This window comes from Nonomuraea sp. SYSU D8015 (genome assembly GCF_008065375.1).
Lineage (GTDB): Bacteria > Actinomycetota > Actinomycetes > Streptosporangiales > Streptosporangiaceae > Nonomuraea.
On sequence record NZ_MU084033.1, the window covers coordinates 36104 to 60466 of the forward strand.

At 66.4% G+C, this 24363-nt stretch carries 26 protein-coding genes; 10 read left to right on the forward strand and 16 right to left on the reverse strand.

Annotated features, from left to right (window positions below; all coding sequences use genetic code 11):
• The 4 genes from ID574_RS01150 to ID574_RS01160 all read right to left on the reverse strand — a co-directional run bounded on the left by ID574_RS01150 (position 1) and on the right by ID574_RS01160 (position 3487).
• Positions 1 to 1800: a thiamine pyrophosphate-dependent enzyme gene (locus tag ID574_RS01150; RefSeq protein WP_336245481.1), complete on the reverse strand. Its 1800-nt coding sequence runs from the start codon at positions 1798 to 1800 to the stop codon at positions 1 to 3.
• 27 nt (positions 1801 to 1827) lie between these two features.
• The gene (locus ID574_RS59350; protein WP_442939196.1) at positions 1828 to 2034 is read right to left on the reverse strand and encodes a SpoIIE family protein phosphatase; all 207 of its coding nucleotides are present in this window, start codon (positions 2032 to 2034) and stop codon (positions 1828 to 1830) included.
• A gap of 228 nt (positions 2035 to 2262) precedes the next feature.
• A complete protein-coding gene (locus ID574_RS61435; protein WP_262495927.1) occupies positions 2263 to 2388 on the reverse strand; it encodes a hypothetical protein in 126 nt (41 codons plus the stop codon).
• A 304-nt stretch (positions 2389 to 2692) separates the two neighbouring features.
• Positions 2693 to 3487, reverse strand: a complete 795-nt coding sequence (locus tag ID574_RS01160) for a DUF2382 domain-containing protein (protein WP_188186873.1) — start codon at positions 3485 to 3487, stop codon at positions 2693 to 2695.
• Between the two features lie 749 nt (positions 3488 to 4236).
• Here ID574_RS01160 and ID574_RS01165 point away from each other — a divergent pair.
• Both ID574_RS01165 and ID574_RS01170 read left to right on the forward strand, forming a co-directional pair.
• Positions 4237 to 4722, forward strand: coding sequence for a nuclear transport factor 2 family protein (locus tag ID574_RS01165; RefSeq protein WP_188186874.1), 486 nt, complete (start codon positions 4237 to 4239; stop codon positions 4720 to 4722).
• Positions 4723 to 4853: 131 nt separating this feature from the next.
• A complete protein-coding gene (locus ID574_RS01170; RefSeq protein ID WP_188186875.1) occupies positions 4854 to 5756 on the forward strand; it encodes an IS982 family transposase in 903 nt (300 codons plus the stop codon).
• Between the two features lie 458 nt (positions 5757 to 6214).
• Here ID574_RS01170 and ID574_RS01175 read toward each other — a convergent pair whose 3' ends face one another.
• On the reverse strand, positions 6215 to 6511 hold the full coding sequence (locus ID574_RS01175; protein WP_223166261.1) for a Fe-S cluster assembly protein HesB: 297 nt from the start codon (positions 6509 to 6511) through the stop codon (positions 6215 to 6217).
• An 803-nt stretch (positions 6512 to 7314) separates the two neighbouring features.
• Positions 7315 to 8202: a SigB/SigF/SigG family RNA polymerase sigma factor gene (locus ID574_RS01180; protein WP_223166262.1), complete on the reverse strand. Its 888-nt coding sequence runs from the start codon at positions 8200 to 8202 to the stop codon at positions 7315 to 7317.
• 173 nt (positions 8203 to 8375) lie between these two features.
• On the opposite strand from ID574_RS01180, the gene ID574_RS01185 reads away from it, so the two are divergent.
• On the forward strand, positions 8376 to 8783 hold the full coding sequence (locus tag ID574_RS01185) for a DUF6069 family protein (protein WP_223166263.1): 408 nt from the start codon (positions 8376 to 8378) through the stop codon (positions 8781 to 8783).
• Between the two features lie 265 nt (positions 8784 to 9048).
• Here ID574_RS01185 and ID574_RS01190 read toward each other — a convergent pair whose 3' ends face one another.
• From ID574_RS01190 to ID574_RS01215, 6 genes are all read right to left on the reverse strand, one after another.
• Positions 9049 to 9510: an ATP-binding protein gene (locus tag ID574_RS01190; protein ID WP_223166264.1), complete on the reverse strand. Its 462-nt coding sequence runs from the start codon at positions 9508 to 9510 to the stop codon at positions 9049 to 9051.
• Between the two features lie 327 nt (positions 9511 to 9837).
• On the reverse strand, positions 9838 to 10854 hold the full coding sequence (gene ku, locus ID574_RS01195) for a non-homologous end joining protein Ku (RefSeq protein ID WP_188186877.1): 1017 nt from the start codon (positions 10852 to 10854) through the stop codon (positions 9838 to 9840).
• A gap of 18 nt (positions 10855 to 10872) precedes the next feature.
• Positions 10873 to 11760 carry a hypothetical protein gene (locus ID574_RS01200; RefSeq protein ID WP_188186878.1) on the reverse strand — a complete coding sequence of 296 codons (888 nt, stop codon included), beginning with the start codon at positions 11758 to 11760 and terminating at the stop codon, positions 10873 to 10875.
• 180 nt (positions 11761 to 11940) lie between these two features.
• On the reverse strand, positions 11941 to 13230 hold the full coding sequence (locus ID574_RS01205; RefSeq protein WP_188186879.1) for an ArsB/NhaD family transporter: 1290 nt from the start codon (positions 13228 to 13230) through the stop codon (positions 11941 to 11943).
• Positions 13227 to 13670, reverse strand: a complete 444-nt coding sequence (locus tag ID574_RS01210; RefSeq protein WP_188186880.1) for a CBS domain-containing protein — start codon at positions 13668 to 13670, stop codon at positions 13227 to 13229. Before ID574_RS01210 ends, ID574_RS01205 begins: the two co-directional genes overlap by 4 nt.
• Positions 13671 to 14245: 575 nt before the next feature.
• Positions 14246 to 14743, reverse strand: coding sequence for a winged helix-turn-helix transcriptional regulator (locus tag ID574_RS01215; RefSeq protein ID WP_188186881.1), 498 nt, complete (start codon positions 14741 to 14743; stop codon positions 14246 to 14248).
• A gap of 89 nt (positions 14744 to 14832) precedes the next feature.
• Here ID574_RS01215 and ID574_RS01220 point away from each other — a divergent pair, with 89 nt between their 5' ends.
• Positions 14833 to 15894: an epoxyqueuosine reductase gene (locus ID574_RS01220; protein WP_188186882.1), complete on the forward strand. Its 1062-nt coding sequence runs from the start codon at positions 14833 to 14835 to the stop codon at positions 15892 to 15894.
• A gap of 393 nt (positions 15895 to 16287) precedes the next feature.
• Here ID574_RS01220 and ID574_RS01225 read toward each other — a convergent pair whose 3' ends face one another.
• Together ID574_RS01225 and ID574_RS01230 are read right to left on the reverse strand one after the other, a co-directional pair.
• The gene (locus ID574_RS01225) at positions 16288 to 17325 is read right to left on the reverse strand and encodes a TerC family protein (protein ID WP_188186883.1); all 1038 of its coding nucleotides are present in this window, start codon (positions 17323 to 17325) and stop codon (positions 16288 to 16290) included.
• Between the two features lie 103 nt (positions 17326 to 17428).
• A complete protein-coding gene (locus ID574_RS01230; RefSeq protein WP_188186884.1) occupies positions 17429 to 17803 on the reverse strand; it encodes a LapA family protein in 375 nt (124 codons plus the stop codon).
• A gap of 374 nt (positions 17804 to 18177) precedes the next feature.
• Here ID574_RS01230 and ID574_RS01235 point away from each other — a divergent pair, with 374 nt between their 5' ends.
• Positions 18178 to 18468, forward strand: a complete 291-nt coding sequence (locus tag ID574_RS01235) for a DUF3040 domain-containing protein (RefSeq protein WP_188186885.1) — start codon at positions 18178 to 18180, stop codon at positions 18466 to 18468.
• A 316-nt stretch (positions 18469 to 18784) separates the two neighbouring features.
• On the opposite strand, the gene ID574_RS01240 is transcribed toward ID574_RS01235, so the two are convergent.
• Positions 18785 to 19192: a MerR family transcriptional regulator gene (locus ID574_RS01240; protein WP_223166265.1), complete on the reverse strand. Its 408-nt coding sequence runs from the start codon at positions 19190 to 19192 to the stop codon at positions 18785 to 18787.
• A 36-nt stretch (positions 19193 to 19228) separates the two neighbouring features.
• On the opposite strand from ID574_RS01240, the gene ID574_RS01245 reads away from it, so the two are divergent.
• Positions 19229 to 19981, forward strand: a complete 753-nt coding sequence (locus ID574_RS01245) for an MBL fold metallo-hydrolase (RefSeq protein ID WP_188186887.1) — start codon at positions 19229 to 19231, stop codon at positions 19979 to 19981.
• 641 nt (positions 19982 to 20622) lie between these two features.
• On the forward strand, positions 20623 to 21000 hold the full coding sequence (locus tag ID574_RS01250; protein WP_188186888.1) for a hypothetical protein: 378 nt from the start codon (positions 20623 to 20625) through the stop codon (positions 20998 to 21000).
• 522 nt (positions 21001 to 21522) lie between these two features.
• Here ID574_RS01250 and ID574_RS01255 read toward each other — a convergent pair.
• Positions 21523 to 22134, reverse strand: coding sequence for a fasciclin domain-containing protein (locus ID574_RS01255; RefSeq protein ID WP_188187011.1), 612 nt, complete (start codon positions 22132 to 22134; stop codon positions 21523 to 21525).
• Positions 22135 to 22387: 253 nt separating this feature from the next.
• On the opposite strand from ID574_RS01255, the gene ID574_RS01260 reads away from it, so the two are divergent.
• The 3 genes from ID574_RS01260 (at position 22388) to ID574_RS01270 (ending at position 24346) form a co-directional block, all read left to right on the forward strand.
• On the forward strand, positions 22388 to 22882 hold the full coding sequence (locus tag ID574_RS01260) for a copper chaperone PCu(A)C domain-containing protein (protein ID WP_188186889.1): 495 nt from the start codon (positions 22388 to 22390) through the stop codon (positions 22880 to 22882).
• A 117-nt stretch (positions 22883 to 22999) separates the two neighbouring features.
• The gene (locus tag ID574_RS01265) at positions 23000 to 24064 is read left to right on the forward strand and encodes a PP2C family protein-serine/threonine phosphatase (RefSeq protein WP_188186890.1); all 1065 of its coding nucleotides are present in this window, start codon (positions 23000 to 23002) and stop codon (positions 24062 to 24064) included.
• Positions 24065 to 24163: 99 nt separating this feature from the next.
• The gene (locus ID574_RS01270) at positions 24164 to 24346 is read left to right on the forward strand and encodes a zinc ribbon-containing protein (RefSeq protein WP_188186891.1); all 183 of its coding nucleotides are present in this window, start codon (positions 24164 to 24166) and stop codon (positions 24344 to 24346) included.
• The last annotated feature ends 17 nt before the right edge of the window (positions 24347 to 24363 follow it).

Genomic DNA, 24363 nt, shown 5'->3' on the forward strand with positions numbered 1-24363 from the left:
CTATCCCCCCAGTTTCTGGATGCGGTCCTTGAACAGCGTGGTGGCGATGGCCGCCTTGTGGGGCTGGCCCTTGACGAACGCCTCGGCGAACTTCTTGGCCTGCTCATAGCTGACCTTGCCCGGCATGGGCGGCTCGTTCGGGTCGACATCCACGTCGACGAGCGCGGGACCATCGTGCGCCAGCGCCTCGGAAATCGCGTTGCGTAGATCCGGCGCCTTGGTGATCTTGGCGCCGAAGCCCTGGCAGGCGCGCGCCCAGACGGAGTAGTCAGCCCAGGGCTCGGGGAAGCGCACGCCGTGCTCGGGATAGCCCAGCACCATCTGCTCCCACAGGATCTGGCCGAGGGAGTTGTTGTTGTTGATCACGACTTTGATCGGCAGCCCATGCTGTGCGGCGGTGAGGAACTCGGCCATCAGCATCGCGAACCCGCCGTCACCCACGTACGCGATGACCTGGCGGCCCGGGAAGGCGTGCTGCATGGCGATCGCATACGGCAGGCCGGGCGCCATGGTGGCCAGGTTGCCCGACAGGTAGAACTCGCGGCCGCCGCGAATCGTCCAGTGCCGCGCGGCCCACGTGGCGACAGTGCCACTGTCGCAGGTCAGGATGGCGTCATCAGTGGCCAGCTCGTCCAGGAGCGAGGCGAGGTACTGGGGGGCGATGGGATCACGGTCGGGATTGTGCAGCGCACGCATGTCGGAGCGCCACTGGTCCATCTTCGCCTGATACTTCCGCAGGTGGACCTGATCGGTCCGGTGGTTGAGCAGAGGCAGCAGCGCTTTGAGCCCCTCCTTGGCGTCGCCGACGATCGGCACGTCCGTGGGCACTCTGGTGCCAGCCCTGGTGGGCTCGGCCTCCAGTTGCACGAACCGTGCCTGCCCCGGTTCTGGGAGGTGCTTGGTGTAGGGAAAGTTGGTCCCGATCATGAACAGCACGTCCACGTCGTCCACCAGTTCCTCGCTCGGCCTGGTGCCCAGCAGGCCCAGGCCGCCGGTGGTGTACGGCGAGTCGTCGGGGACGACGGCCTTGCCGGAGAGCGTCTTGATGATCGGCGCCGCCAGGGCTTGAGCGACGGCCAGCACTTCGTCCCTCGCATGCCGTGCCCCGGCGCCGACCAGCAGCGCCGGTTTTTGCGCCTCGTTGAGGACCCGCGCAGCCCGTGTCAGATCCTCCTGCCGGGGAACGGCCGGCGCCGGCAGGTAGATCGGCGCCGTCTGCGGCGACCTCGCCGGGGCGACATGCTGCCAGGGGTCGGCGTCCGCGTCGGCCACCTGGATGTCGTTGGGAATCGTCAGATGGGCCACGCCCCGCCTGGCATAGGCGGTCCTGACGGCGATGTCCACCAGCGCGGGCAGCTGAACCGGATTGGAGATCAGCGCGTTGTAGTCCGTGACGTCGTCGTAGAGCCGGTCGAGGTGGACCTCCTGCTGGTAGCCGGTGCCGAGCACGGAGGTCTCCTGCATGCCGGTGATGGCCAGCACGGGCACGTGGTCCATCTTGGCGTCGTAGAGCCCGTTCAGCAGGTGTATCCCACCTGGGCCTGACGTGGCCAGGCACACGCCCAGCTTCCCGGTCGCCTTGGCGTATCCGGCGGCCATGAACGCGGCCGCCTCTTCATGGTGCACCAGAAAGAACCGCACTCGGTCCCGATGCCGCCGCAATCCTTCCATGATCCCGTTGATGCCGTCGCCGGGCAGGCCGAAGATGGTGTCCACGCCCCACTCGGCGAGTCTTGAGATAAGGGCTTCCGACGCTATGCGAGTCATGCCGGCGCCCTTACCCCCATGTCGCCGCCCCATACGGAGGCGGGAAGCCGCCTCACTCCGTCAGGGAGATTGCGAGTTCTGCCTGTGCAGGAGCAGCATGGCGGCGTCATCGGCAGCGGGCCGCCGGTATGAGCCACCAGATCGGCCCGCGATTCGTCCAGCGCGGTTTTGCGGATCCCTGGCCAGGAGCAGCAGCACGCGTTCGGTGAGTGGGTAGAAGCCGCCGCCGGGATCGCGCGTCTCGATGACACCATCGGTGTAGCGCAAGATCTGGTCGCCGTCGGAGAAGGAGACCCGCTGCGGTTTCGGGCCGCTTGGTCTGAGGGAGGGAGGAAGCCTTTGTCACCGTAGGCGGCCTCACGGAATGCGCCCAGCACCCAGGCCTGCGGTCTCCACCGCCTCCAGCCCCCTTGCCCTGTACGTCGCTGGCCAGCAGTCGCATGCCGTATGCGGTGGTGACGACTTCCTACAGACCCCCACCGATCCGGGTCGCGGTCATGGCGGAGTAAACGACAGCGCCACGGTGACATCGTTGGCGCGGCGGGGCACCGGGCGCAGCGGCACGCACTGGGCGGCCTCGGCGACCATGAGCACGGCCAGTTCACGCTCATGGCGCGACACCTGATGTCGCGCAGCAGAAAGTCGTCGATACGCAGGCGTGGCATCCAGACCGTCACAGAAAGTGCCAGATCCTGAGCCTGCTCGCGAGCCGAAGGGAGCAGCGAGGTCCGGGGCGCCGCCACGCTCGGCGGTCGGGCGGAAGGCTTGGGGACATGGCCGAGTGGTTACCCCGGACACGAGCCCCGTGTGGCGAATGGCATCCATGCGCACTGTTATCGTCGGCAGCTGCAGGGTGTGGCTCAGGCCTTCGCGACGACATCGCCGCCACGGAACAGCGGCGGCGATGTCGGGATGGCGAATGGCCTCAGGACGCGCTTCCGGACTCGCCGATGTCACCCTCGGCCTCGATCCGCTCCTTGCGGACCTCCTCGGAGACGACTTCCTCGTCGGTGACCTCCTCCTTGGTCAGCCGGACCCGCTCCTTGGGAACGGTCGTCTTGGAGACCGTGGGTCGCTCCGCATGCAGGACAACCTCATGTTCAGCCTCGCTGATCTCCGGCCCGGACAGTGCTGCGTCGCGATTGGCGTCCGTGATCGGCTCGCGTTCGACGCGTGCCTCTTCACGCGATATAGGAACGCTGACCTGCTGCTCCTCCGTGACGACGTACTTACGCAGCCGTGCCCGGCCGGTTTCGTATCTTTCGGTGCCCACCTGCAGTTGCTCTTCGGAGCGGGTCATCGCCTCGTCCGTGGCTCCGCCCATGCGCTCACGTTCGCGCTCCCCGGCGGTGTGCGCCCAACCGCCCGGAGTGGGCTCGTTGGCCTGCTGCCAGGCCTGACCCCAGTCGATGCCGTAGTAGCGGTACAGGTCCCGTTCCTGGTCAGGAGACAGGTGCCCGCCCGCCTCGACGTCCACGCAGGGCGCATCCTTGATGCGCTCCCTGTCGTACGGCACCTCGACGTGGTCCTGAACGAATTCGGCGTCTTGCAGTGGCACGAACGTCTCTCTGGTGCCGAAAAGGCCGGTTCGGACGCACAGCCATTCCGGACGGTTTGTCATTTCGTCGAGGAATACGTGCTTCGCTTCCCCGACTCTATGTCCCATGGTGTCGAAGACTGGGTGGTTGAGCACCATGGGGATCTGCTCCCGGGTGATCATGCCTTCTCCCCTCTTTTCTTCATGGTTGCCCTATCCGCGGGTGAGGGAAGAGAAACAACCTCCAGGGCACCTCAAGGGAGATCTATCGCAAAACTCATACAATGCACTTGAATCTATTATGGAAGAGTCAAATATTCGGCCCTTACCCCTTTTGGGGCGTCCCATACTGAAACTCTCTCAATGGATGCTGGGCTTCGGGAGAGCCGCCCCAGCCGTCGCCGGTACGGCCATCTGCCGGCCCGTCCCAGAGGGAGTTCTGTCGACTACGCCCGTTCTGCGTCTGGATAGCCAGCGTCTACGGACGATAGCCCCCCGGCAGTGTGGACAACCGGAGTCCGGGTTCGCTGAGGATGCCACATCCAACCAGGCGTTTGAGCCTGGCGTGCACACTGTCGGTGTTTTCCGATCTATCTCCTGTTCAGCATCCGGCACTTCTCCTCGGCGCGCGGCCCGTCCGGCGCCTGCTCCACGACCGCAAGAGTCTGCTGTAGATGGCGGGAGCGAGTCCTGATCAGGGGCGGGTCGGACAGGTCGCCGATAATCTCCAGCCCAGGTTCGACATAATTCCGCACCTAGACGAGTAAGTCGGAACTCGTTCGGGTGCTCCCAGGCTGGGCCGAGCCGCGAGGTAGGCGGTCTGGTGTCCAGGCTCCCGCACCCGCGCAAGATCGATGCCATTACGGATGTCGCTCACTGAGGCGTCCGATCACCGCCAGCACGGTTCTTCACCTGCCTGTGACGCTGAAGCCATGAGTACGGCGAATGTGACCGACAAGCAGACTGACGGCCCGCCTGCCGGGGACCGATGGCAGGACGCCTGGACGGTGATGGAGAAGTTCTACCGGGCCGAGGCCGCGTACGTGGCCGCGGGCGGGTTCGGCAAGGCTAGCTATGACGAGGTCGCCGCATATCTGGACCCTGAGGTCGTCCTGTATCAGGCTCCCGGCTTGCCTTTCACGGGGACGGGGACGTGGCGAGGACGTGACGGGCTGGAGCGGTTCCTGGCCGCTTTCAGCGAGACCTGGGCATCCATGGAGTTCCTGGAGCAGGAACACTGGGGCGACAGGGACACGGTGGTGGTACGGAGCCGGGTACGGTTCCGCGCTCGTGCAACTGGCCAGGAGATCGACACGCTGATCATGCAACTGATTCGGGTACGGAAAGGGCGCATGCTTGAATGCCGGCCGTTCTACTGGGATCCCGCCGCCATCGCCGCCGCGACCTTGCACGCGTAGAGCCCTGGGCCGAAGGAGGGGACAGCCGACCGCAGTGTTCCCGCACGTTACCGGCACGTAGACACCTACCTGGCGGCTCGGCACAGCTTCGGGAGTAGCGGGCCATGACGAAGGGTGTTGAAGATCGGTTTGTGACAACAGACCTCAACACCCTTCTCACCGCACTCTACGTCAAGATCGATGACTGGCTCGGTGCTCCCGGCACGCCCGCCCGCATCGGTCGCCCGCCCAAACTCACCGACGCCGAACTGCTCACCCTGGCCATCGCCCAAGCCCTGCTCGGCATCCGCTCCGAGACCCGCTGGCTGCGCTTCCTGCCGGTGCACCTGCCCGGCGCCTTCCCCTACTTGCCTGGCCAGTCCGGCTACAACAAACGCCTGCGCGCATCGCTGCCCCTGATCCAACGCGCTATCCGCGCCCTGGCCCGCGACACCGACCTGTGGACCGACCCGGTCTGGGTCGTGGACTCCACCCCGGTTGAATGCGGCCGCTCCCGCCCCACCGTTCAGCGCTCGGAGTTGGCCGGCTGGGCCGGCTACGGCTACTGCCGCTCCCACTCGCGGTTCTTCTGGGGCCTGCGCCTGCACCTGGGGTGCACTCCTGCCGGATTACCGATCACCTGGGCCCTGGCTACTCCGAAACTCGACGAGCGTCAGGTGCTGATGGCCGTCCTCGACCACGACCCCCACCTGCTCATCGAGCGCCCCGGCCTGCTGATCATTGCTGACAAGGGCTACGTCTCCGCCGGACTCGACGCCTACCTGGCCGAACGCGGCGTGCACCTACTCCGGCCCTCCTACCGCAACCGCGCGCCCCGCCCAGGTGACCAGTTCCTCAAACCGATCCGCCAGCTCATCGAGTCAGTCAACGACACCCTCAAAGGCCAGCTCGATCTGGAGTTGCATGGCGGGCGCAGTCCGTTGGGCGTCGCGGTTCGCATCGCCCAACGGATCCTGGCGTTGACTGCGGCGATCTGGCACAACCGCGCCACCGGCCAGCCCATCGCCCGTTCGTTGATCGCCTACGACCACTGACCGAACTGCGGACTTGCTCGTCTAGAGCCACGCAACCTTGGCCGGCCTCGGCTTATGTGCAGCCCGAGTAGGACGCCAGCGGAACGCATACAGCAAGGGCCAGCGCACCGACAAGGATGGTGCGCCGGACGCCGCCGTAGACGGATGCGAACGTGGGGCCCAGCGTGGGTATCTACCCTTCGGGGCCGCTGTATGCCGGTTGTGTGCTGATCGTCCACGGTGGCCCCAAGTGAGGCATAAGCGAGAACCGCCCGCCTCTGAAGCCACGGCCAAAATGGTAGAGGAACACGCATGGACTGCCGGTATCAGGCGTTTCCTTGATGGAGGCCGTCAAACGCTGTTGATCTTCGTGGGAAGGCGTGCACGGATGGGCAGCCAGCCGGCACGAGCGTTGATGCAGACGGTTGGAAGCGAGGGGCGAGGCACTCTGCCAGGTTGGCCTCGCCCTGCTCCGGTAGTCAGGTCTGCTGCCTGTTGATCCGGAACGACACATCGCCGCCCGGCGTGTAATTGACGTCGAGGTACTTGTCGTCGAGCCTTGCGGCAGCCACAGGGTCCAGGAAGACACGAATTCCCTTCGTTTCGACCACCTGGTCGCCGGCGTCCGGGCCGCCGGTGATCGCGACCGCCAGTTTCCCTTCTTGGCCGTTTCCCCGTGGGGCGATGCGAAGTCCTGCTTGATCGGGGTGGTCAGCGCGCGAGGTCAGGGCTCGCACGAGATCTGCCGCATTATCGGTAAGACTGAGCATGAGCATGTCTCCTTCTGCTAGGTCCGTACGCCCTCGCCTATCTCATGCTGGCTGCCGACGTCTGCCACTCCTTCGGCCTTCCATGCGTGCTTAACGGTGAGTGCGCTCTGGCAACGACGTGGCGCCACCGAGGAGCGCCGGTTGACGTCTGCCTTGAGGCCGAACCGTACTGTCCTGGCTGCGGTTACCCCTTCGTTCCGGGTCCATACAGGGCCCGCAAGCTGCCGCCGGCATCTGGCTATGACGTGCTTGGGCTGATCCGCGGCGTGCCGTCGAGCACATTGCGTCCCGCGAGAGGCTCGCTCAGTTTGACGAGGGTCTGTTTGCGGACGGCGATCTGGACGCATACCGGGTTCTGGACCTTGGGGTCCGTTCCCTCATACAAGGTGACTGTGACGCTGTCGGGAGCGTAGTGGACGTCTACCCGGTCGAGAACAGCACACGGAGCGACGCCGGATGTCCAGGTGATGTGGAGGCCTCTGCCCCCGCTGACGGGCTTGGCCGCCGTCCAGGAGATCGGCGAAGGATGGCGGGCATCACCGTAGGCGACCACGGGTGTGGGTGCCGGGCACGGTGTGGGCGGTTTCGGGGTGGGCTCCACTGGTGGTGGCGCGAAGGTCGGTGTGGGGCTTGCCTCGCCGAGGGCCGTGCCGGACCCGCAACCGTTGATCAGCGCCAGGCATAGGAGCAAGGCTGCCGCGCCTCTGGCGGCCATGACATCCTCCTCACGTCGGGCTCTCGCGGTTACCCGCCGAAACCGGTGTCATACCGCTCAGACAGTGGCCGAAGGGCTCGGCGGACGCGTCGCCTCATACGGTTTGCATCTGCTGGCGCAGTTCACCGCAGGCTTTGGCCTCCAGCCGGGAGACGTGCACTTGCGAGACACCCAGCGTGGTCGCGATCTGGGACTGGGTCTGATTGCCGAAGAACCGCATCAGCAGGACTTCGCGTTCCCTTTCTGGGAGTTCGCCGAGCAGCGGCCACAGCGTGATGCGTTCGACGATGAGGTCGAGGTCCGTATCCGGCTGTGCCACCGTCGACTCGTCGCGGCGGTCGTTGTCCTCGCTGATGATGGCGTCCAGTGACAGGCAGCTGTAGGCCTCGTCGGCTGCGAGGCCTTCGTGAGCCTCTTCCACCGACACATCGAGCTCCTGGGCCAGTTCCTGCGGGTTGGGGCGGCGTCCGAGTCTTTGCCCGAGTTCGTCGCACGCCGCATGAACCAGAATTTTGAGGTTCTGCACTCGGCGGGGCACGTGTACCGCCCAGCCCGTGTCGCGGAAGTGCCGCCGGATCTCCCCGAGGATCATCGGGACGGCGTACGCGGTGAACACATGTCCCCGCGTCACGTCGTAGCCGTCGATGGCCTTGACCAGGCCGACGTTGCCGGACTGGAGGAGGTCCTCCAGGGACTCCCCCCGGTTGAGGAAGCGCTTGGCGAGCCTCGTGACCAATCCTTGATGGCGCACCGCCAGGTCGTTACGGATTCGGTCCCTGGCGGGATGGCCGGGCGGGAGGGCGGCGAGCTCCTCGAACAGCAGTTTCTCCGCCGGGTCGTACCATCCGTCTTCAGTGTGAGCTTGCTCCGACGTGACAGGCGTTGTCTTAGGCATGTCGCCTCCAGGTTGACCCTCACATCCAGTTGCAGTATGCAACATTTTCCGTATGCATGGAATAAAGCGCCGGAAATTTTCGAGCATCGACACTTTTGTGCCTACAGCAAATGTTGCACTATGCATATACTAGACAGAGCAGGACGTACCTAATCATCGGACCGGTCGGGCGGCCCTCACGGCAGCAGGGCCACGCGACCGGAGGAGCAGGCTAGGAGCCGTCCGGGCCTGCGAGAAAGCGACGTGAGGAGGTCCCATTCGTGACGACCTTCGCCACCCCGCCAGCCATCCAACGCCGGATCGCCCGCATGCTGACAGTTCTTGCTACCGTGCTGGCCGCACTCATCGTCTGGGCGATCGCTGTCTTCGTCACCGACGTCAACCTCACCGGAAGTCGCTGGGCAACCCCGGAATCCGTCGTGGTCGTCAGCGGGCTCGCCGGCCTGGCAGGCTGGGCGGCACTTGCGGCGCTTGAGCACTGGACGCCTCAAGCAGCTAGGATCTGGACCCTCCTGGCGATCGGGGTCTTTCTGTACTCCCTGGCCGGTCCGCTCGCCATGGGAACAAGCAGCGCTCAGGTCGCCATAGTCGTACTGCACGTGACGCTCGCCGCAATTCTCATTTACGGCCTGCGCCGCACGGCCGACACCTATTCACCTCGGCGGTAACAGCGGCATCGCGGGTATGCCTGGGGACAGCATCAAAGCAGAAACCGCACGTCAAGGGCCATCCGAGCATCGCCGCCCGGCACTCAGCAATTACTCAGCCATCAGGAATCTGGAGCGCCAGTCGATCCCTGGTGGAGGACTACGCCTGGAGCAGGGGGCAAAGGCCTTCATGGAGCCCAAGGCGCCAGCCCCGGAGGGGCCAGCGAGCACGTAAGGATCACTTGTGCTCGCACCCGTCGGATGTCTCACCCGCGGCTGCCCACTCCTACGTCCTCGGCGCCATCGCGCAATCGACGGCGACAGGACATGCGCTCTGGGCGGCGGCGCCCGTGGCGACATCGAACTCCGCCCACACAACCTTGCCTCGGCGGCGGCGTTCGCATCCCCACCGGTCAGCCAGGGCCGCCACGACGATGAGACCACGATGGCGTTCATCGGTACCGTATGGAGTGGCCATCCGGGGCGCACGGCAGTCGCCGTCGGCGACCTCGATCCGGACAACGCCTTGGCGCATGGCCAGGCGGACGCCGATGGGAGTGCGCGCCCATCGGACGGCGTTCGTCACCAGCTCGCCTACCACCAAGATGACCTCATCAACTGGAAGCGGCAGGCCCCAGGCCATCGTCGCGGCCAGCGCAAGATCACGCGCCTGCTGAGGGGCAGAGGCAAACGGTGGTGTATGCAGCTCTATCAGTCCATGAGCCACATGCGTACGTGTTCGGGACATGCCGGCGCCGTTACCCGCCGCACTGCTTGCCATACAGACGGCCTGGATTACCTCCCAAACCGTTATCAGGCGGCGTCGAAGCCGAATGGGGCGCCGGCGGCGCCTTACCGATGCCCGGGCTTGTCAGGGGGTGTATGAACGCTTCGACGACGCCCCCGGTCCTGATCAATGAGGCCCCGTCCCGCTGGGCCGGCGTTGTACTGCTCGAGCAGGCCGCAGGCGAACCCCTGCATCCCGCTGATCTTGGTTTGGGAAGGGTGACCGCCCGGGTTTCGATGCAAACCCCCGGATGGGCAGGAGCCGGGCGAGGCGATTGGGTGATCTTCCTTACGACGCAGCGGCGATGCTTTCCGTCTTGGCGAGGGCGTCGATGAGCTGGCCGCGGTTCATCTTCGACCGTCCGGCGATGTTCCTTTCTCTGGCCCGCTGGTACAGCTCGTGCTTGCTCATCCTGACAAGGTCATCCCGGTCGTCAGATCCAGCATCGGTACGTGCCTTGCGGGCCTCCTTCCCGGCGGCGGGCACGCTCGGGGTCTTGTCCCCGCCCCGCGACTGCGGCCGGGCTTGACGCGCGTTTTCGACGCTGCGCTTGAGGGCTTGCATGAGGTCGATGACGTTGGTGGCTTCGGGCGGGCCTGCTTCGCTGATGATCTGCTGGCCCTTGGCTTTGGCATCGATCAGCTCATGGACACGCTCGGAGTAGGTGTCGTGGTAGTCCTCGGGATGCCAGTCGGTCGACAGAGCATCGATCAGCTGGCGAGCGGTATCCAGCTCCTGGCCCCGGGTCTCGGTATGTTCGGGCAGCACGGGCAGTTCCTGGTGGGGATCACGGACCTCATCAGCCCAGTGCAGCGTGTGCAGGACCAGGACGTCCTCCTGAGCGCGCAGCGCCACGAGGTGCTGCTTGCGGCGCATGACGAATGTGGCGATACCGGCCTTGTTCGCCTCATACAGGGCGGTGCGCAGCAGTTCGTAAACCTTGGTGTATTCCTCGCCGTTGGGGGCGAGGTAGTAGGTGCGGTCGAAGTAGACCGGTTCCACTTGGTCGAGGTCGACGAAGCCGCGGATGTCGATCATCCGTGACTTGCCAGGGGCGATCTCGTCCAGCTCCTCCGGCTCAACGATCACGTAGTCGCCACCACCCAGGTCGTAGCCCTTAACGATGTCGTTGTAGTCGACCTCCCTGCCCGTCGCCTCGTTGACCCGCCGGTAGCGGATGCGGTTGGAAGTGCCTCGCTGGAACTGGCGGAAATGCACCCTGTGGTCTTCCGTGGCCGTGAAAAGCTGCACGGGCACCGACACCAGCCCGAACGTCAGCACCCCGTTCCATATCGCTCGCGCCACTGCTGATCCCCTCCTTTCTCAGCGCGGCGGTTGCACCCGCTCGCTCAGCTCCCGGACATGTGCCGCGGCGTCCTGCGCCCGGCGCCGCGCCTCGCGGACGGCCCGATCGCCACGGCGGGCCCGGTCGCGCGCCTGGCGGGCGACGGCCTGGGCCTGACGCCGCTCGTCCTCGGCCTTCTTGAGCCGCTGGGTCAGATCTGCAACCCGCTGCTCTGCGTGCTGCTGCCGCTGCTTTGCCTGCCGTTGCGCATCATGGGCAGCGGCCAGCTCATCTTCGCGCTCCTGCAGCTCCCGTTCGGCGTCCGAGGCCTGGCGGCGGGCGCGTTCCAACTGCTGCTTGCGGCGATGGCCTGCGGTGTCGAGGTCGGTCAGCCGGCCGCTGGCGGCCTTGGGCCGAGGGCGCTCCGGCGCTCGCTGGTTGCCCGTGACAACGGTGAAGCCCGTCACGGGCACGGTCAACGGCTTCGTCAGCCGACCCTGGCCCCACTGACGGGCCGCGGCAGGGTCGCCCAAAACCGCCTGCAACGTCTCCTTGACCTCGCGTTGCGCATCCTCGCTGATGCGCCGCCCAGCCTGAGCGGTCAGTGTCCCCGCCTGCCGGGCCAGCGCGGAAATGACCTGCCACCGCTTGTCCGACAGCTCCCGCAACTGCTCTGCATTCAGCTCCTGGTGCGCCCGCCGAAGCGCCTGCCCCAACTCGAGCAGTGGCCCAATCTCCTGCGGCCGCTTGCGGACCAGCAGGTTGCTCGCCCAAGCCGCCAGGGTCGGCCGGCGCAGACGGCGGATCTGCTCGGCCAGATGACGATCGCCGGCATCACGGGCCGCCTTGGCGCGCTCGTTGCGGACTGCGGTGAAGTCGCTGGGCAGCAGCCCATACAGCTCATCAGCGACAGCGTCTAGATCCACCAGACAGCCTCCAGCCGACACCGTAGCCAGTCCTTTCTGTGGGCGTTTGTTCCATTTTGCCGGGGTTAACCTTGGGAACGTCGGGTGTGGACCCCGCCCGGCGGCCAGGACGTCCGAAGCTCCGGCGAGGGGCAAGGTAGGGGCCGGTGCAGTGAGTCGGCGCGACGTGGCCGGCGTGGCTCAGAGGTAACGCAGCCACAGGTACGGCACGCACAACGCGATCGTGATCACGGTCACTACCAGGCCGTACTTGGTGAACTGCCAGAAGGTGATCGGCGTGCCGTTGCGGGCCGCGATGCCGAGGATGACCACGTTGGCGGCCGCGCCGACGGCGGTGGCGTTGCCCCCCAGGTCGGCGCCGAAGGCCAGTGCCCACCACAGCACCTGGGCCGCATCGTTGCCGCCGCCTGCCTGGACCAGTTCGGCCACGATCGGGCTCATCGTGGCCACGTACGGGATGTTGTCCACGATCGCCGACAGCCCGGCGGAGGCCCACAGCAGACCCATGGTGGTGAGCCCGAGCTGTCCCTGAGTGGCCTCGGCCGCGGCCTGTGAGATCTGGCCGATCACGCCGGTCTCCACCAGCGCGCCCACCATGACGAACAGCCCGGCGAAGAACACCAGCGTCGGCCACTCCACCTCGCCGATCGCGTCCCGCGTGGTGACCTTCGTGACGGCCACCAGGATGCCCGCGCCCAAGATGGCCACCACCGACGGCTCGTAGTGCAGCACCGGGTGCAGCACGAACGCCGCCATGACCAGGGCCAGCACTGCCAGGCTCTGCCACAGCAGCCGCCGGTCCGCGATGGCCTCGCGCTCGTTGAGCGCCATCACCTCGGCCGCCCGTTCGGGGTCGTAGCGGAAGAACTTGCCGAACAGGATCCGGCACATCCCGATGAAGACGACCATAAGAATGATCACGAGTGGCGCCATGTGGATGAGGAAGTCGTTGAAGCTCAGCCCGGCCCGGCTCGCGATGATGATGTTCGGCGGATCGCCGACCAGCGTGGCGGCGCCGCCGATGTTGGACGCCATCGCCTCGGCGATCAGAAACGGCGCCGCCGGCAGCGCCAGCCGCTCGCACACCAGGAACGTCACCGGCGCGATCAGCAGCACGGTGGTGACGTTGTCCAGCAGCGCCGAGGCGACGGCGGTGATCACCACCAGCAGCACCATCAACCGGTACGGATACCCCTTGGCCCGTTTGGCCGCCCAGATCGCCAGGTACTCGAAGATCCCGGTCAGCTTCAGCACGCCGACGATGACCATCATCCCGAGCAGCAGGAAGATGACGTTCCAGTCGATGCCCGTCGACTCGGAGAAGAAGGCCGCCTCGGCGTCGGTGGCGTGAATGAGCAGCATGATCCCCGCTCCGCCGAGCGCCGCCACGACGCGAGGGACCTTCTCGGTGGCGATCAGCGCGTACGCGGCCAGGAAGACCGCCACCGCCGCCCATGCGGTGACGGTCACGCGGCCACCGCCCAGTCCAGCAGCGCCTGCAGCGTCACGGCACCCAGCAGCCGCCCATCGTCCACCACCGCCACGAGCGGGCTACGAGTGCGGGCCATCAGCGCCGCCAGCTCCAGCACCGTGGCATCGGGATCGGATATCGGCAGCTCGCGAGGCTGGCTCGGCAGCGCTTCCTGTACGGTCTTTCCGGCCAAGGACCGCAGGAAGCGGTCAGCGTGCGCCTCATCCACCACCCGGGCCAGCGCCGGGTCCTGCTGGCAGTAGGCCGGCACGGCAAGACGCAGTACCTGCGTGCCCGGCAGGACGCTCAACGGCAGACCCCGCCCGTCGACCACGATGAGGCCGGGCAGATCCCGCTCGGCCAGCAGCCGGGCGGCTTCCATGATGGCGGTGCCCACAGTAACGGTGGGGAAGTCCGAGGTCAGATCGCGCGCACGCATCGGCAAGCCTCTTCCGAATCGGCGACAGGACATCGCCGACCAGACTTCCCGGCACACCTGACACCAACGTATCAATGATCACCAAACAAGCGTCCACCGCATTCCGCTCCCGCCCGGCGCTCTTGGTGACCTGTACGCGTGCTACCACCATGCGGGCGCTCACCCACCCCATGCGTCGGCGATGACTGCCAGCCAGAGAGCCGCCGGCTTGGAACCGTCATGAATTACGCCCAGGCTGATCTCACCGCCTCGGCCGATCCGCAGCGCCGACCGGGTGGATCAGGAACGGGATGCTGTCGGGCCAGTCCACCGCCGCCCCGGGGCGGTCCAGTCGGTGGTGTCGAGGTGCTGCGACATCATGGCTGGTCCGGACGTCCAGCCGCCGTCCACCGTGATGTCCGCGCCGGTCATGTACGAGGCCGCGTCCGAGATGAGGAAGGACACTCTTCGGGTTCGCGATCATCTGCGCGATCGGTGCCGTCACCGCTCGTGCGGCGGCAAGTACCAGTTCTCTGGTCTCAGCCGATCAATCCGCCGATGACGGGACACGCCAAGGGCCCGGGTCCTCTATCGGGTCAGTCCATCTGGCTTGACACCGAAGATGATCGTCTGGCCGGGCGGGCGCCGGGGCCGGGTTCGATCAGCACCTCTGATGCGCTCTTGATGGCATGGCCCGCCTCGCAGACTGGGACGAGGCGGACGTCGGCACCGCATGCGGTGTGGCGGACGTGGACGGGTGGGCCGGAGGCGTCGGCGAGGTGGCGGTCGCCCCAGGCGATGATCGTCAGCAGGACGGAGAGGAGTTCGTGGCCACGGTCGGTGGGCTCGTACTCGTGGCGACTGCGCGTCCCGGGCTCCCGGTAGGGGATGCGGACGAGGATTCCGGCGTCCACCAGGGCGGTCAGCCGCTGAGTGAGGACGTTGCGGGCGATGCCGAGGTGGCGCTGCAGGTCGGCGAAGCGGCGTACACCGTTGAAGACGTCGCGGAGGATCAGCAGCGTCCACCGGTCCCCGACGATCTCCAGGGTGCGGGCTATGGAGCAGGCCCGGCTGTCCAGATCGATCCACCCCATGACCTCGATCCTAGCCCACTTGGGTTGCATTACAGGACCCAGCCACCCTAGGTTCTTATTAGCAACTCAGCTGAGATGAGGGGTGCCTGATGCGGCTGGACGACCACCCGACCGTGCAGCGGGTCCGCGCGAGCCGGCGGGAGCCCGTGAATGCGATGATCAACGCGGACCGGCTGCGGGAACTCTGCCTTCAGGCCGGCGCCGACGACATGGGCTTCGTGTCCATTGACGCGCCCGAGGCCGCGAGCGAACGCGAGCACGCCGTCAAAGCGCTGCCCGGCGCGCGCACCTACATCGCGATATGCCAGCGCATGAACCGCGACAACGTGCGTGCTCCCCAGCGCAGCCTGGCCAACGCCGAATTCCACCAGACCGACGACGAGATCGACCAGGTCGCCCGGCGCATCGCCCGCATGCTCCAGGACGCCGGGTACCGCGCCGTCTACCCGGCCGCGGGCTTCCCGCAGGAGATGGACGAGTTCCCCGGCCGGGCTTGGGTGATCGCACACAAGGTGATCGCCGAGGCGGCGGGGCTCGGCCGGATGGGCATTCACCGCAACGTCATCCATCCCCGCTTCGGCAACTTCATCCTGCTCGGCACCGTCATCACCGACGCCGTCGTCGACCGGCCCGACGGGCCCATCGACTTCAACCCGTGCCTGGAGTGCAAGCTGTGCGTGGCCGCCTGCCCGGTCGGCGCCATCACCAAGGACGGGGGATTCGACTTCCAGGCCTGCTACACCCACAACTACCGGGAGTTCATGAGCGGCTTCACCGACTTCGTCGAGACCATCGCCGACAGCGACGACCGCGACGACTACCGCGCCCGCGTCACCCCCTCAGAGTCGGCCTCGATGTGGCAGAGCCTGAGCTACAAGCCCAGCTACAAGGCCGCTTACTGCATGGCCGCCTGTCCCGCCGGCGAGGACGTCATCGGCCCCTATCTCGCCGACCGCAAAAATCACCTCGACACCGTGGTCCGCCCGCTCCAGGACAAACAGGAACCGGTCTACGTGCTTCCCGGCTCGGCCGCTGAGGAGCACGTCACCAGGCGTTTCCCGCACAAGAGCGCCCGTCCCGTCTCCAACGGCCTTCCCGAGGAGGTCAACGCCGCCCTCCAAGCTCTCGGCCCCCGCCCCAAGAACGCCTGATCAACGACCGCCCGGATCACTTCGCGACCGCTGGATCTCGCCGTAGGAGATCATGTTGGTGTGGAACAGCGGGGTGAGCCCGCGCCGGCGACGTCGGCGAGCACGTTCTGCCACTCGAGCAGGGCGAGGGCGTCCCGGATGATCAGCGCCGCGCGACGCGGCTCCCGGCAGGTCACACCTGCTTGCCCAGCGTCAGCGGCTCGCACGGGCTGTGCGTGTACTCCCCCGTCCTCGGCACGCGGGCACGGGTGGCGGCCGCGCGGAGGATCTCGTTGACGGCGTCGGCGCCGAGCGAGCGGCCTTGGCCATCTACCCGTCAACCGCCGGTGCGCACTGACCGCGACGGGTTGTGTGCGACCACCGCCGAACGGGTGCATCAGCGGTCTTCGAGGTTCAGTGTTTGCCCGTGTCGCGCCGGCTTGTCTCTTCAGGTCGTTCCGGCTGCTGCTTGCGGAGATGGCGCAAGGCGCCCGCGTGGGCGCGCTCGTCGGGGTGCCGGCGTACCCGCCACATGCTCGCCACGACCGTGACCAGCAGAATCGTCAGGATCACAGCCAGGGAGATCATGCTGGGGATCTCGGGGATCGCCTGGGTGACGTCCTGGTGCAGGAAGGCCAGGATGAGCTTGACGCCGATGAAGGCGAGGATGAGCGACAGTCCGAGTGAAAGGTAGACCAGGCGTTCGAGCAGGCCCTGAATGAGGAAGTACAGGGCACGCAGACCCAGCAGCGCGAAGGCGTTGGCCGCGAAGACGATCAACGGGTGCTGCGTGATGCCGAAGATGGCCGGGATCGAATCGAGCGCGAAGAGCAGGTCTGTGGTGCCGATCGCGACGAAGACCAGGAACAGCGGCGTGATGACCTTCCTGCCGTCCTCCTCGGCGACCAGCTGGCCTGAGTGCAGGTTCTCTGTGGTGGGCAGGGTGCGCTTCGTCCAACGCAGCACCGGATTGCCGCTGACATCGGGATCCTCGTTGCGGTGGCGGGCGAGCTGGATGGCGGTCCACAGCAGGATCAAACCGAACAGCAGGAAGGTGGGCGAGAAGAGGGTGATCGCGGCCGCGCCCACGGAGATCAGGACGGCGCGCAGCACCAGCGCGGCCGCGATGCCGAACAGCAGCGCCTTTTGACGGTATTCCTCGGGCACCTGAAACCGCGTCAGGATGATCACGAAGACGAAGAGATTGTCGATCGACAAGCTCTTTTCCACCAGCCATCCGGTGATGTACTCCGATGCGATCTGCGGACCCGCCAGCGGCCACAGGGCCAGCCCGAACGCCACCGCCACCGCGATGTAGAAGGCCGACCACAGCGCCGCCTCGCGCATCCCCACCGCGTGTGGACGGCGGACCGCGACCAGGAAGTCCAGTACGAACAGCGCCAGGACGACGCCGACGACCACGGCCCAGGCCCAGATCGAGTCAATGCCCACTCCATACCCTTCCTCTTTTTGTCCCTGGACGAGCGGGTAGACCGACGTGAGCCGTGAGCGCACCGACGCCGGATGTCAGCCTTTGATGGACGGATGGCCTGCTTCAGGGCGACTTGCCGACCATTTTGCGTAGTCTTTGCGCGGCTTCCTGCCGGGCCTTGGCATGGGTCCGGGCCCGCCGCCAAAGGCCCCAGGCGAGCAGCGCCAGCACCGCCCCCGAGATCGCCGACGACAACAGGAACAGCCACATCGGCGCCGTGAAGCGGAAGGTGAGCCACTGCAGCGGCACGGACGAGCCGTTTTGAACGATCAGCAGGGCGGTGGCGACGGCGAGCACCGTCCCCACGACCGCTCCCACCCAGAAGGAGCGTGACGGTGGCGGCCAGGTGGCCGTTTCGACCACGCTTCTCATGTCTTGGTCCTGCCGCTTGTCAGCGCCGTGCCGCTTGTCGGCGTCGCGCGGATCGTTGCGGGACATAATCGCCTCCCCTGCCCTGGGGCAAGGATCGTGCTTCCGCGGGGTGCGAAAGTTCGGCCGATGTCTTCATCAGGGTGCCCTTGCCCCGCTCGCGCGGCCTCATACAACTCCCTCGAGCCGTTGACCCCCGCGCACGGACACCGTGGGCTGGCACCCCAGAGAGGGGGCCACGACGTCCCCCTTTCATGACGCTGAAGGCTGAGGCGGTCACCCCTTCTTCCCTACGCCCAGGAAGAGTTGCATACTGCAATTGGGATATGAACGACCGTGTCTTGGGCAGATCGCCGCCACGCTGACGATCCCTCAGGGGCACACACCCTGGACTGCAAGGAGCATGTTGCGAGCCGAGAGAGCGGCTGGCGCCGCGTGACGTCATGGGACTCTCGCGAGAGGAACAGCAGGCGCTCGATGAGATAGAAGAGTGCCTGGCCTTTGATGATCCAGACCTCGATGCCATACTCGCTGGACCACCTGGCGGGAACGGCGCCGGGCCACCGCACCAGGCCTGCCGGCCCACCATGCCGAAAGGTGCGTGGGTGCTTCTCGTGGGCTTGGCCTACCTGCTGTTCCTGATCGGGGTGGTGATGCTGCTGAAGACCGGCGAAAGTCCCTGCCCCGGCACGGAGGGCGCCCCCTGCGAACAGCGTTCACCGACCTCAACCTGAGGTGCGGCAAGTCCAACCGGGCCAGCCGGCCACGACGCCACGGTGGAACGCCGGCTTCCAGCGATCAACTATCCCTCGCACGAGGTGCATGCCCGTCAACGCCCACCTCGATCACGCACCCGATTCCGGCCGACGCTTGCCTGACCAGGGCTTGATCTGGTGTCGGCGTACTCCTTGATGTGCACGGTCTCCTTGATGTGCACGGTGAGTACGAGTAGACGTGCAGAGCTGTCAGCGTCCTCGCTGCGTCCGGCGTGCTGCCGTCGAGTCGAGTTCGTGAGGCTCTGGTCCGGTCCGCCCGGCGGCACGCCCTCCGCTAGGAAGCGTCGTTCGAGACCTGATCGGGCAGCGGGGGAATCCGGGCTGCGATCTGGTCGCGAGCGTGCTCGCATTCGGCGAAAGTGTGCGGGCAGGCGAGCGCGTGCTCGATCAGTTCCTTGGCCATCCGTGCCCGCGAGATGCGCTGTTCGAGCTCTTCGACGTGGCGGCGCAGCACGTCACGGTGGTCCATCGGGCTGGGGGCGGACAGCAGCACACGCAGCTCTCCCAGCGTGAAACCGGCCTCTTTGCCCATCAGGATCAGTGCCACCCGCTCCAGATCCGCCCGCCCATATTCGCGCTGACCGCCCGCGCGCCGCGCGGGCTCCAGCAAGCCCATGCTCTCCCAATGTCGCAGCACGTGCGTGGCCAGCCCGAACCGTTCTGCCAGCTCCCCGATGGCCATTGACTTCATGTATACATTAACCGGCACGCTGACGGCATGATCAAGCCAACGATCGCGGTCACCCGCGTGATCAACTCCTGCGTGCTGCTGGAACTGGACGGCCACGCCGTACTCACCGACCCGTGGTTCACCGAACGGTGGTGGCTGCGCCGCGGGGAGCCGCTGGGCCTGGAGATCCGGGACCTGCCCCCACTCGCTGCCATCGTCGTCACCAACCTGGCCACCAACCACTGGGATCTGCGCGGGCTGCGCACCTTACCGGCCAAGGACACCACACCGGTGTACGTGCCCACTTCCGGCATGGCTCGCCGCGCCAGAGCGTTGGGCTTCCTGCGTGCCGAACGCCTGCGCTGGGGGCAAACCCGCGACATCGCCCCCGGCGTCTCCATGCGGGTGGTCCCCGCAGGGCGGACGCTGGTGTGGCCCAACAACGCTTATGCGTTCGGGACGCCGCTCGGCCAGGTGTTCTTCGGCGGTGAGATCGCCGAGGTCGCGCTTTTGAAGCGGTACCGGGCCGAGCAGCCGCCGGCGGACCTCGCCCTGCTGCCGGTCAACGGGTTGCGCCCGGTCTTCGGCCCGCGCCTGGTGATGGGCCCGCGGCAGGCCGTCGCCGGGTCGTCCGTGCTTGGGGCGCGAGCTCTGGTGCCGGTGCACGACGCCCACGGGCACGATCCGCTCTCCCGGCTGTTCCGCACCAGCGGCACCGCCTCGGACGCTGTGCGCCTGGCCGGACCGGACCTGCTCGTACGGGACTTGCCGACTGGTGAGCGCTGGGAGTTCCCGTACTGAGCCTGTTCCCGCGCAGGCGCTCCCAAGGAGAGCACGCCTTCACCTGCACCGGAGACGGCCCTCGCTGATCCGGTGGGGCGCCAGAAGATCTGGGTCACAAGCATTACCCGTTGATGCCGCAGGTGTGACAAGGAGCTGGGCTTTACTGCTTCAGCTTCACGATCACACCGCGGCCGGCGCGCTGATCATCTCTGCACGCCTACTTGTACGTGGCTCTGCACCGGAACCCTTTACGCCGACATCCGGTGGCGGCGGAGCGGCCGATGAGAAGTCCAGCATCGTCATGGCCATCCGCGTCCATACGGGCGTCCATAAGGGCAGCGCCCTGATACGTCCAGGTTCCGAAGCGCCAGCAGCTGGCCGAGCCTGCACCAAAGCACCACTCGAAGAACCCCACGGCACACCGTCTGCATGCGCTCGGACTCGGCGATGTCGGCGAGCCACCCGGCGACAATATGGACGTCGATCAACCAGACCATCCTGGCCGCCATCTGCGCGCAAGTCACAGGCAAGAGGGTGCGCACAGGCGAAGCTCTCTCATCGTCAAGGCGGAACCTCGCCCTCCGTGCGGTGGCCCACGGGGAGTGTCCTGTCCGCTTGCGGGTAGGCGCGAAAGCTCGGCGAAGAAAGGAGCCTTGCCCATGGATGGCATGCAGGAACCTGGCCAGGCGGCGATGTCCGAGGTGCGTCCCGGTATGAAGGTCGTCGACAGCACCGGCAAGGAGGTCGGGACGGTCGAGTTGGTGAAGATGGGCGACCCGCAAGCCGTCACCTCTCAGGGGCAGATGGCCGGGACCGATCGTGGCCTGGTGCAGGCAGTGGCCGAGGTTTTCGCCGACGCCGAACCGGATGTTCCGCCCGCTCTCGCAGAACGCCTGTTGAGGACGGGTTTCGTCAAGGTCGACGCCCGAGGGCTGTTCGCCCGCGACTTCTACGTCGGCCCCGATCAGGTGGCCGGGGTGGACGGCGAAACCCTTCACCTGACGGGTGAGGCTGAGGGCCTGGCGAAAGAGACTTGACCTTTTTGGAGCTCACCGGCAGCTCCACCCCATCAAGATCTTGACGTGGGGCCATCTGCGCTGGTGCCAGCGGCCGTGACCCCGTGGCCCGATCCTGCGGGGTGGAGACGGTAACCGTGTCGCCGTAGCCGGCTCGGCGGCTCGGCGGATGACTCCCTTTTTCGGCCCCGTGATGAACAACATCCAGGCGCCGGCATGGAGGCCGCGGCAAACCCTGTGTGATCACAGAGCATCCGGGCCGGTGAGCAGGCCAACGCGGACCAGCCAAAGGAGACCGACACGCGCCCCTCCTGGAAACCTGATGCGACACACAGCGTTGCGGATTCGCCTCCGGCGCGACGGTCGCCGAGCTGGCCCATGCGGCAGGGCAGTGTAAGGAGTGTGTCCAGTCCAATCGGACACACTCCTCCCCCGGGCCGACCGTTTCCCGTCAGCCAGCGGCGAAGAGCACGATCACCAAGCCGATCGTGCGACTCGCTTGGTCGATGGCGCTTTGCGGCCTCCGTCATGGGACGGGGATGGCTAGCGCGGCATGAGGATCTTGTCGATGACGTACACGGTGGCATTGGCCGTCGGGATATTGCCGCAGACCACCTTCGCATCGTTGATCGTAAGATCATCACCCGAGCCCTTCACGGTCAGCTCCCCGCCCTGCAGGGTCTTGAGGGTGGCGCCCTCCAGGTCCGCGGGCGCCTTCCTGCCCTCCACCACGTGATAGGACAAGATCCTGGTGAGCTGTTCCTTGTCCGCCATGACCGCCTCCCGCCTCTCCTGCGGGATCGCCTCGAAGGCCTCGTTGTTCGGCGCGAAGACCGTGATGTCCTTGGCGTCGTTCAAGCGGTCGGCCAGACCGGCCTGCTCCACCGCGTCCGCCAGCATGGACAGCTCGGGCACCTCAGAGATCGCGGTCCCGACCGGCTGGTCGGCGATGCCGGCGAGGCTGTCCTCGATCGCGGCACATCCAGCCCCGAACGGGCTGGCCTCCGGCGAGGGCGACATGTCCGGAGATACCGGCGGAGAGATGTCGGGAGAGGGCGGTGGTGAGATCTCTGGCGACAGTGCGGGCGAGACGGCCGATGCGCCGGCGGCGCCGGACATCGTTGCGGCAACCGCCACGGCCGCCGCGAGAAGCATGCGTTTCACGGTGATCCCTCCCCAGTCCTGTGGAAGCCGGGCTGTGACCTTCCACTCCAGGATCGCCGCCACGACCGCGCATACAGGCCACGAGCAGGGCAAACGAGCTCAAGAAGCTGTTGGACGTCGCCCCAGGCGTGGCGATCCAAACTCCCTGACGGGTCTAGAGCGCCCGTGTGCCCATGCAGGGTTACCAGCGCGTGCAAGGGGTAACCGGGGCTGCGAAATTCTGCCAGCCGGATGGGAGAAGGGCATGAAACTGCCGACGTTGGTCCTGGCGCTTCTCCTGATGCTGTCCGCATGCGGGAGCGAGGATCCAGGCATCAGCACGGAGGAGTTCGCACCCAATGTGGGAGCGAACGAGACCTTCAACAACATCATGATCAGAAACGCTTTCGTGATCGGAGGCGCCTCCGGCAGTCCCCTGCCTCCTGGATCCAACGCCCCCCTCTACGTGACTTTGATCAGTCACCGCGCCCAGCCCGACAAGCTCGTCTCCGTGCAGGCACCCGCCTGGTTCTCCACGGCCACGATCCCTGGCGGAAGCGTGGAGCTGCCCCCTGGCCGACTCGTCGGCGGCGGGCCGAAGCCTCAGGCGGTCCTCCAAGGACTGACCAAACAGCTACGCAGCGGGAGTTACATCGCGGTCACCTTCACCTTCCGGGACGCAGGCGCCATCCAGAAGCAACTGCCCGTGCTGCCCCCGTCCCAATGGCGTGCCACCTACTCCCCCACCCCGGGCGGTTAGCGGCCTGGTCATCACAACGAAGCGCTGCTGTAATGATCCGATGCTCTTCGTGGTCCCGCATCCGGCGCTCGCCGACACATCCTGCCACAGCACCGGGATCAAAAGGATGAGCCGCAGATGAGATCGCCCCTGGGCTCACACCCCACCCTGCAAGCGCTGCCCTTCGTCGTGATCGCCGCAGTCACGCTGATCGACCTGTCCGCCGGCCCATCACTGGGATTCCTGCCGCTGCTCACACTGGGCCCGACCTTCGCCTGCGTGTACGGAAGCGTCCGCCGCACCCTCGTCGTGGGACTCATCGCCCTGGCCGCGTGCCTTGCGCTGGCCTCCTACAACGACCTGCTCGGCAGATGGCAGAACAACCTGACCATCACCACCATCATCGGCGTGACGGGAGCGAGCATGCTCGCGGCCAGGCTGCGGCTGCGTCGCGAGCGGGAGCTGGCCAACGTGCGACTGGTTGCGGAGGTGGCTCAGCGCGTGTTGCTCCGCCCGGTGCCGCGCCGGGCGGGAGATGTGTCAGTGGCGCTCTCCTACACCTCAGCCATGGCAGAGGCGCGGATCGGCGGCGACTTGTACGAGATCGTCACGACACCGTACGGGGTACGCCTGCTGATCGGGGACGTACAGGGCAAGGGCCTGGAAGCCGTCGAGACCGCAGCCTGGGTACTGGGCGCATTCCGCGAGGCCGCATACGACGAGGCAGACCTGTCCGCCATCAGTGCACGGTTGGAGGCCACGCTGGTCCGCCATCTCAGCGAGGAGGCTTTCGTCACCGCCATCATCGCTGAGATAGACGAAACCACCATCCACCTGCTGAACCACGGACATCCATCCCCACTGCTCATCTGCGGCAACGGACGCATTCACAAGGTGGAGCCGCAGGAGGAGGGGCTTGCCCTCGGCCTGGCTTCGCTCGGCCCCGCCGACCCGAAGCCACAGCGTGTGTCGTTCGTGGACGGCGATCGTATACTCCTCTACACCGATGGCGTCATCGAGGCGCGAGATTCGGACGGCGTCTTCTACGCGTTGGAGGAGCGCGCCGAAGTATTGCTCTCCAATGATCCGCAGACCGCACTGGACGAGTTGCGGGCAGATCTGGTGGCCCACGTCGGTGGTCCGCTGCTCGACGACGCGGCGATGCTGCTCCTGCACAGGGGAAGGTCGCCAAGGGGCGGCTGAGCGTTCGGCCCTCCGTCGTCCTGGCTGCTTGACGCATTCCTTCCTTTCCTCAGCGGTACTCCGCCGCAGAGGAGGGGTAGGGCGGCATCGAGGGCGCTTATGACCAAGCGACTGGAGATGGCGATGGTGGCCCACGCTGGGGAGAAGGCGCAGAAGACCGGAGTGTTCCACTGCGCCAAGTGCAGCGAAAAGGTGTCGGTGAAGGAAGGGGACAAGATCCCTAAGTGCCCGAACGGTCACACCGAGTTCGAAAGCCGCACACAGGAGCCGGGCAACAAGTAGGAGCACTTGGCCACGCC

Coding starts and splice junctions, on each gene's coding strand:
- ID574_RS01210 (WP_188186880.1), bottom strand. CDS start 13,670: ATGCGTGCGCGCGATCTGACCTCGGACTTCCCCACCGTTACTGTGGGC.
- ID574_RS01150 (WP_336245481.1), bottom strand. CDS start 1,800: ATGGGGCGGCGACATGGGGGTAAGGGCGCCGGCATGACTCGCATAGCG.
- ID574_RS01240 (WP_223166265.1), bottom strand. CDS start 19,192: ATGGCCATCGGGGAGCTGGCAGAACGGTTCGGGCTGGCCACGCACGTG.
- ID574_RS01220 (WP_188186882.1), top strand. CDS start 14,833: ATGCGGCTGGACGACCACCCGACCGTGCAGCGGGTCCGCGCGAGCCGG.
- ID574_RS01270 (WP_188186891.1), top strand. CDS start 24,164: ATGACCAAGCGACTGGAGATGGCGATGGTGGCCCACGCTGGGGAGAAG.
- ID574_RS01235 (WP_188186885.1), top strand. CDS start 18,178: ATGGGACTCTCGCGAGAGGAACAGCAGGCGCTCGATGAGATAGAAGAG.
- ID574_RS01255 (WP_188187011.1), bottom strand. CDS start 22,134: ATGCTTCTCGCGGCGGCCGTGGCGGTTGCCGCAACGATGTCCGGCGCC.
- ID574_RS01265 (WP_188186890.1), top strand. CDS start 23,000: ATGAGATCGCCCCTGGGCTCACACCCCACCCTGCAAGCGCTGCCCTTC.
- ID574_RS01180 (WP_223166262.1), bottom strand. CDS start 8,202: ATGCTCGAAAATTTCCGGCGCTTTATTCCATGCATACGGAAAATGTTG.
- ID574_RS01215 (WP_188186881.1), bottom strand. CDS start 14,743: ATGGGGTGGATCGATCTGGACAGCCGGGCCTGCTCCATAGCCCGCACC.
- ID574_RS01245 (WP_188186887.1), top strand. CDS start 19,229: ATGATCAAGCCAACGATCGCGGTCACCCGCGTGATCAACTCCTGCGTG.
- ID574_RS01160 (WP_188186873.1), bottom strand. CDS start 3,487: ATGATCACCCGGGAGCAGATCCCCATGGTGCTCAACCACCCAGTCTTC.
- ID574_RS01175 (WP_223166261.1), bottom strand. CDS start 6,511: ATGCTCATGCTCAGTCTTACCGATAATGCGGCAGATCTCGTGCGAGCC.
- ID574_RS01230 (WP_188186884.1), bottom strand. CDS start 17,803: ATGTCCCGCAACGATCCGCGCGACGCCGACAAGCGGCACGGCGCTGAC.
- ID574_RS01250 (WP_188186888.1), top strand. CDS start 20,623: ATGGATGGCATGCAGGAACCTGGCCAGGCGGCGATGTCCGAGGTGCGT.
- ID574_RS01165 (WP_188186874.1), top strand. CDS start 4,237: ATGAGTACGGCGAATGTGACCGACAAGCAGACTGACGGCCCGCCTGCC.
- ID574_RS01190 (WP_223166264.1), bottom strand. CDS start 9,510: ATGTCCCGAACACGTACGCATGTGGCTCATGGACTGATAGAGCTGCAT.
- ID574_RS01260 (WP_188186889.1), top strand. CDS start 22,388: ATGAAACTGCCGACGTTGGTCCTGGCGCTTCTCCTGATGCTGTCCGCA.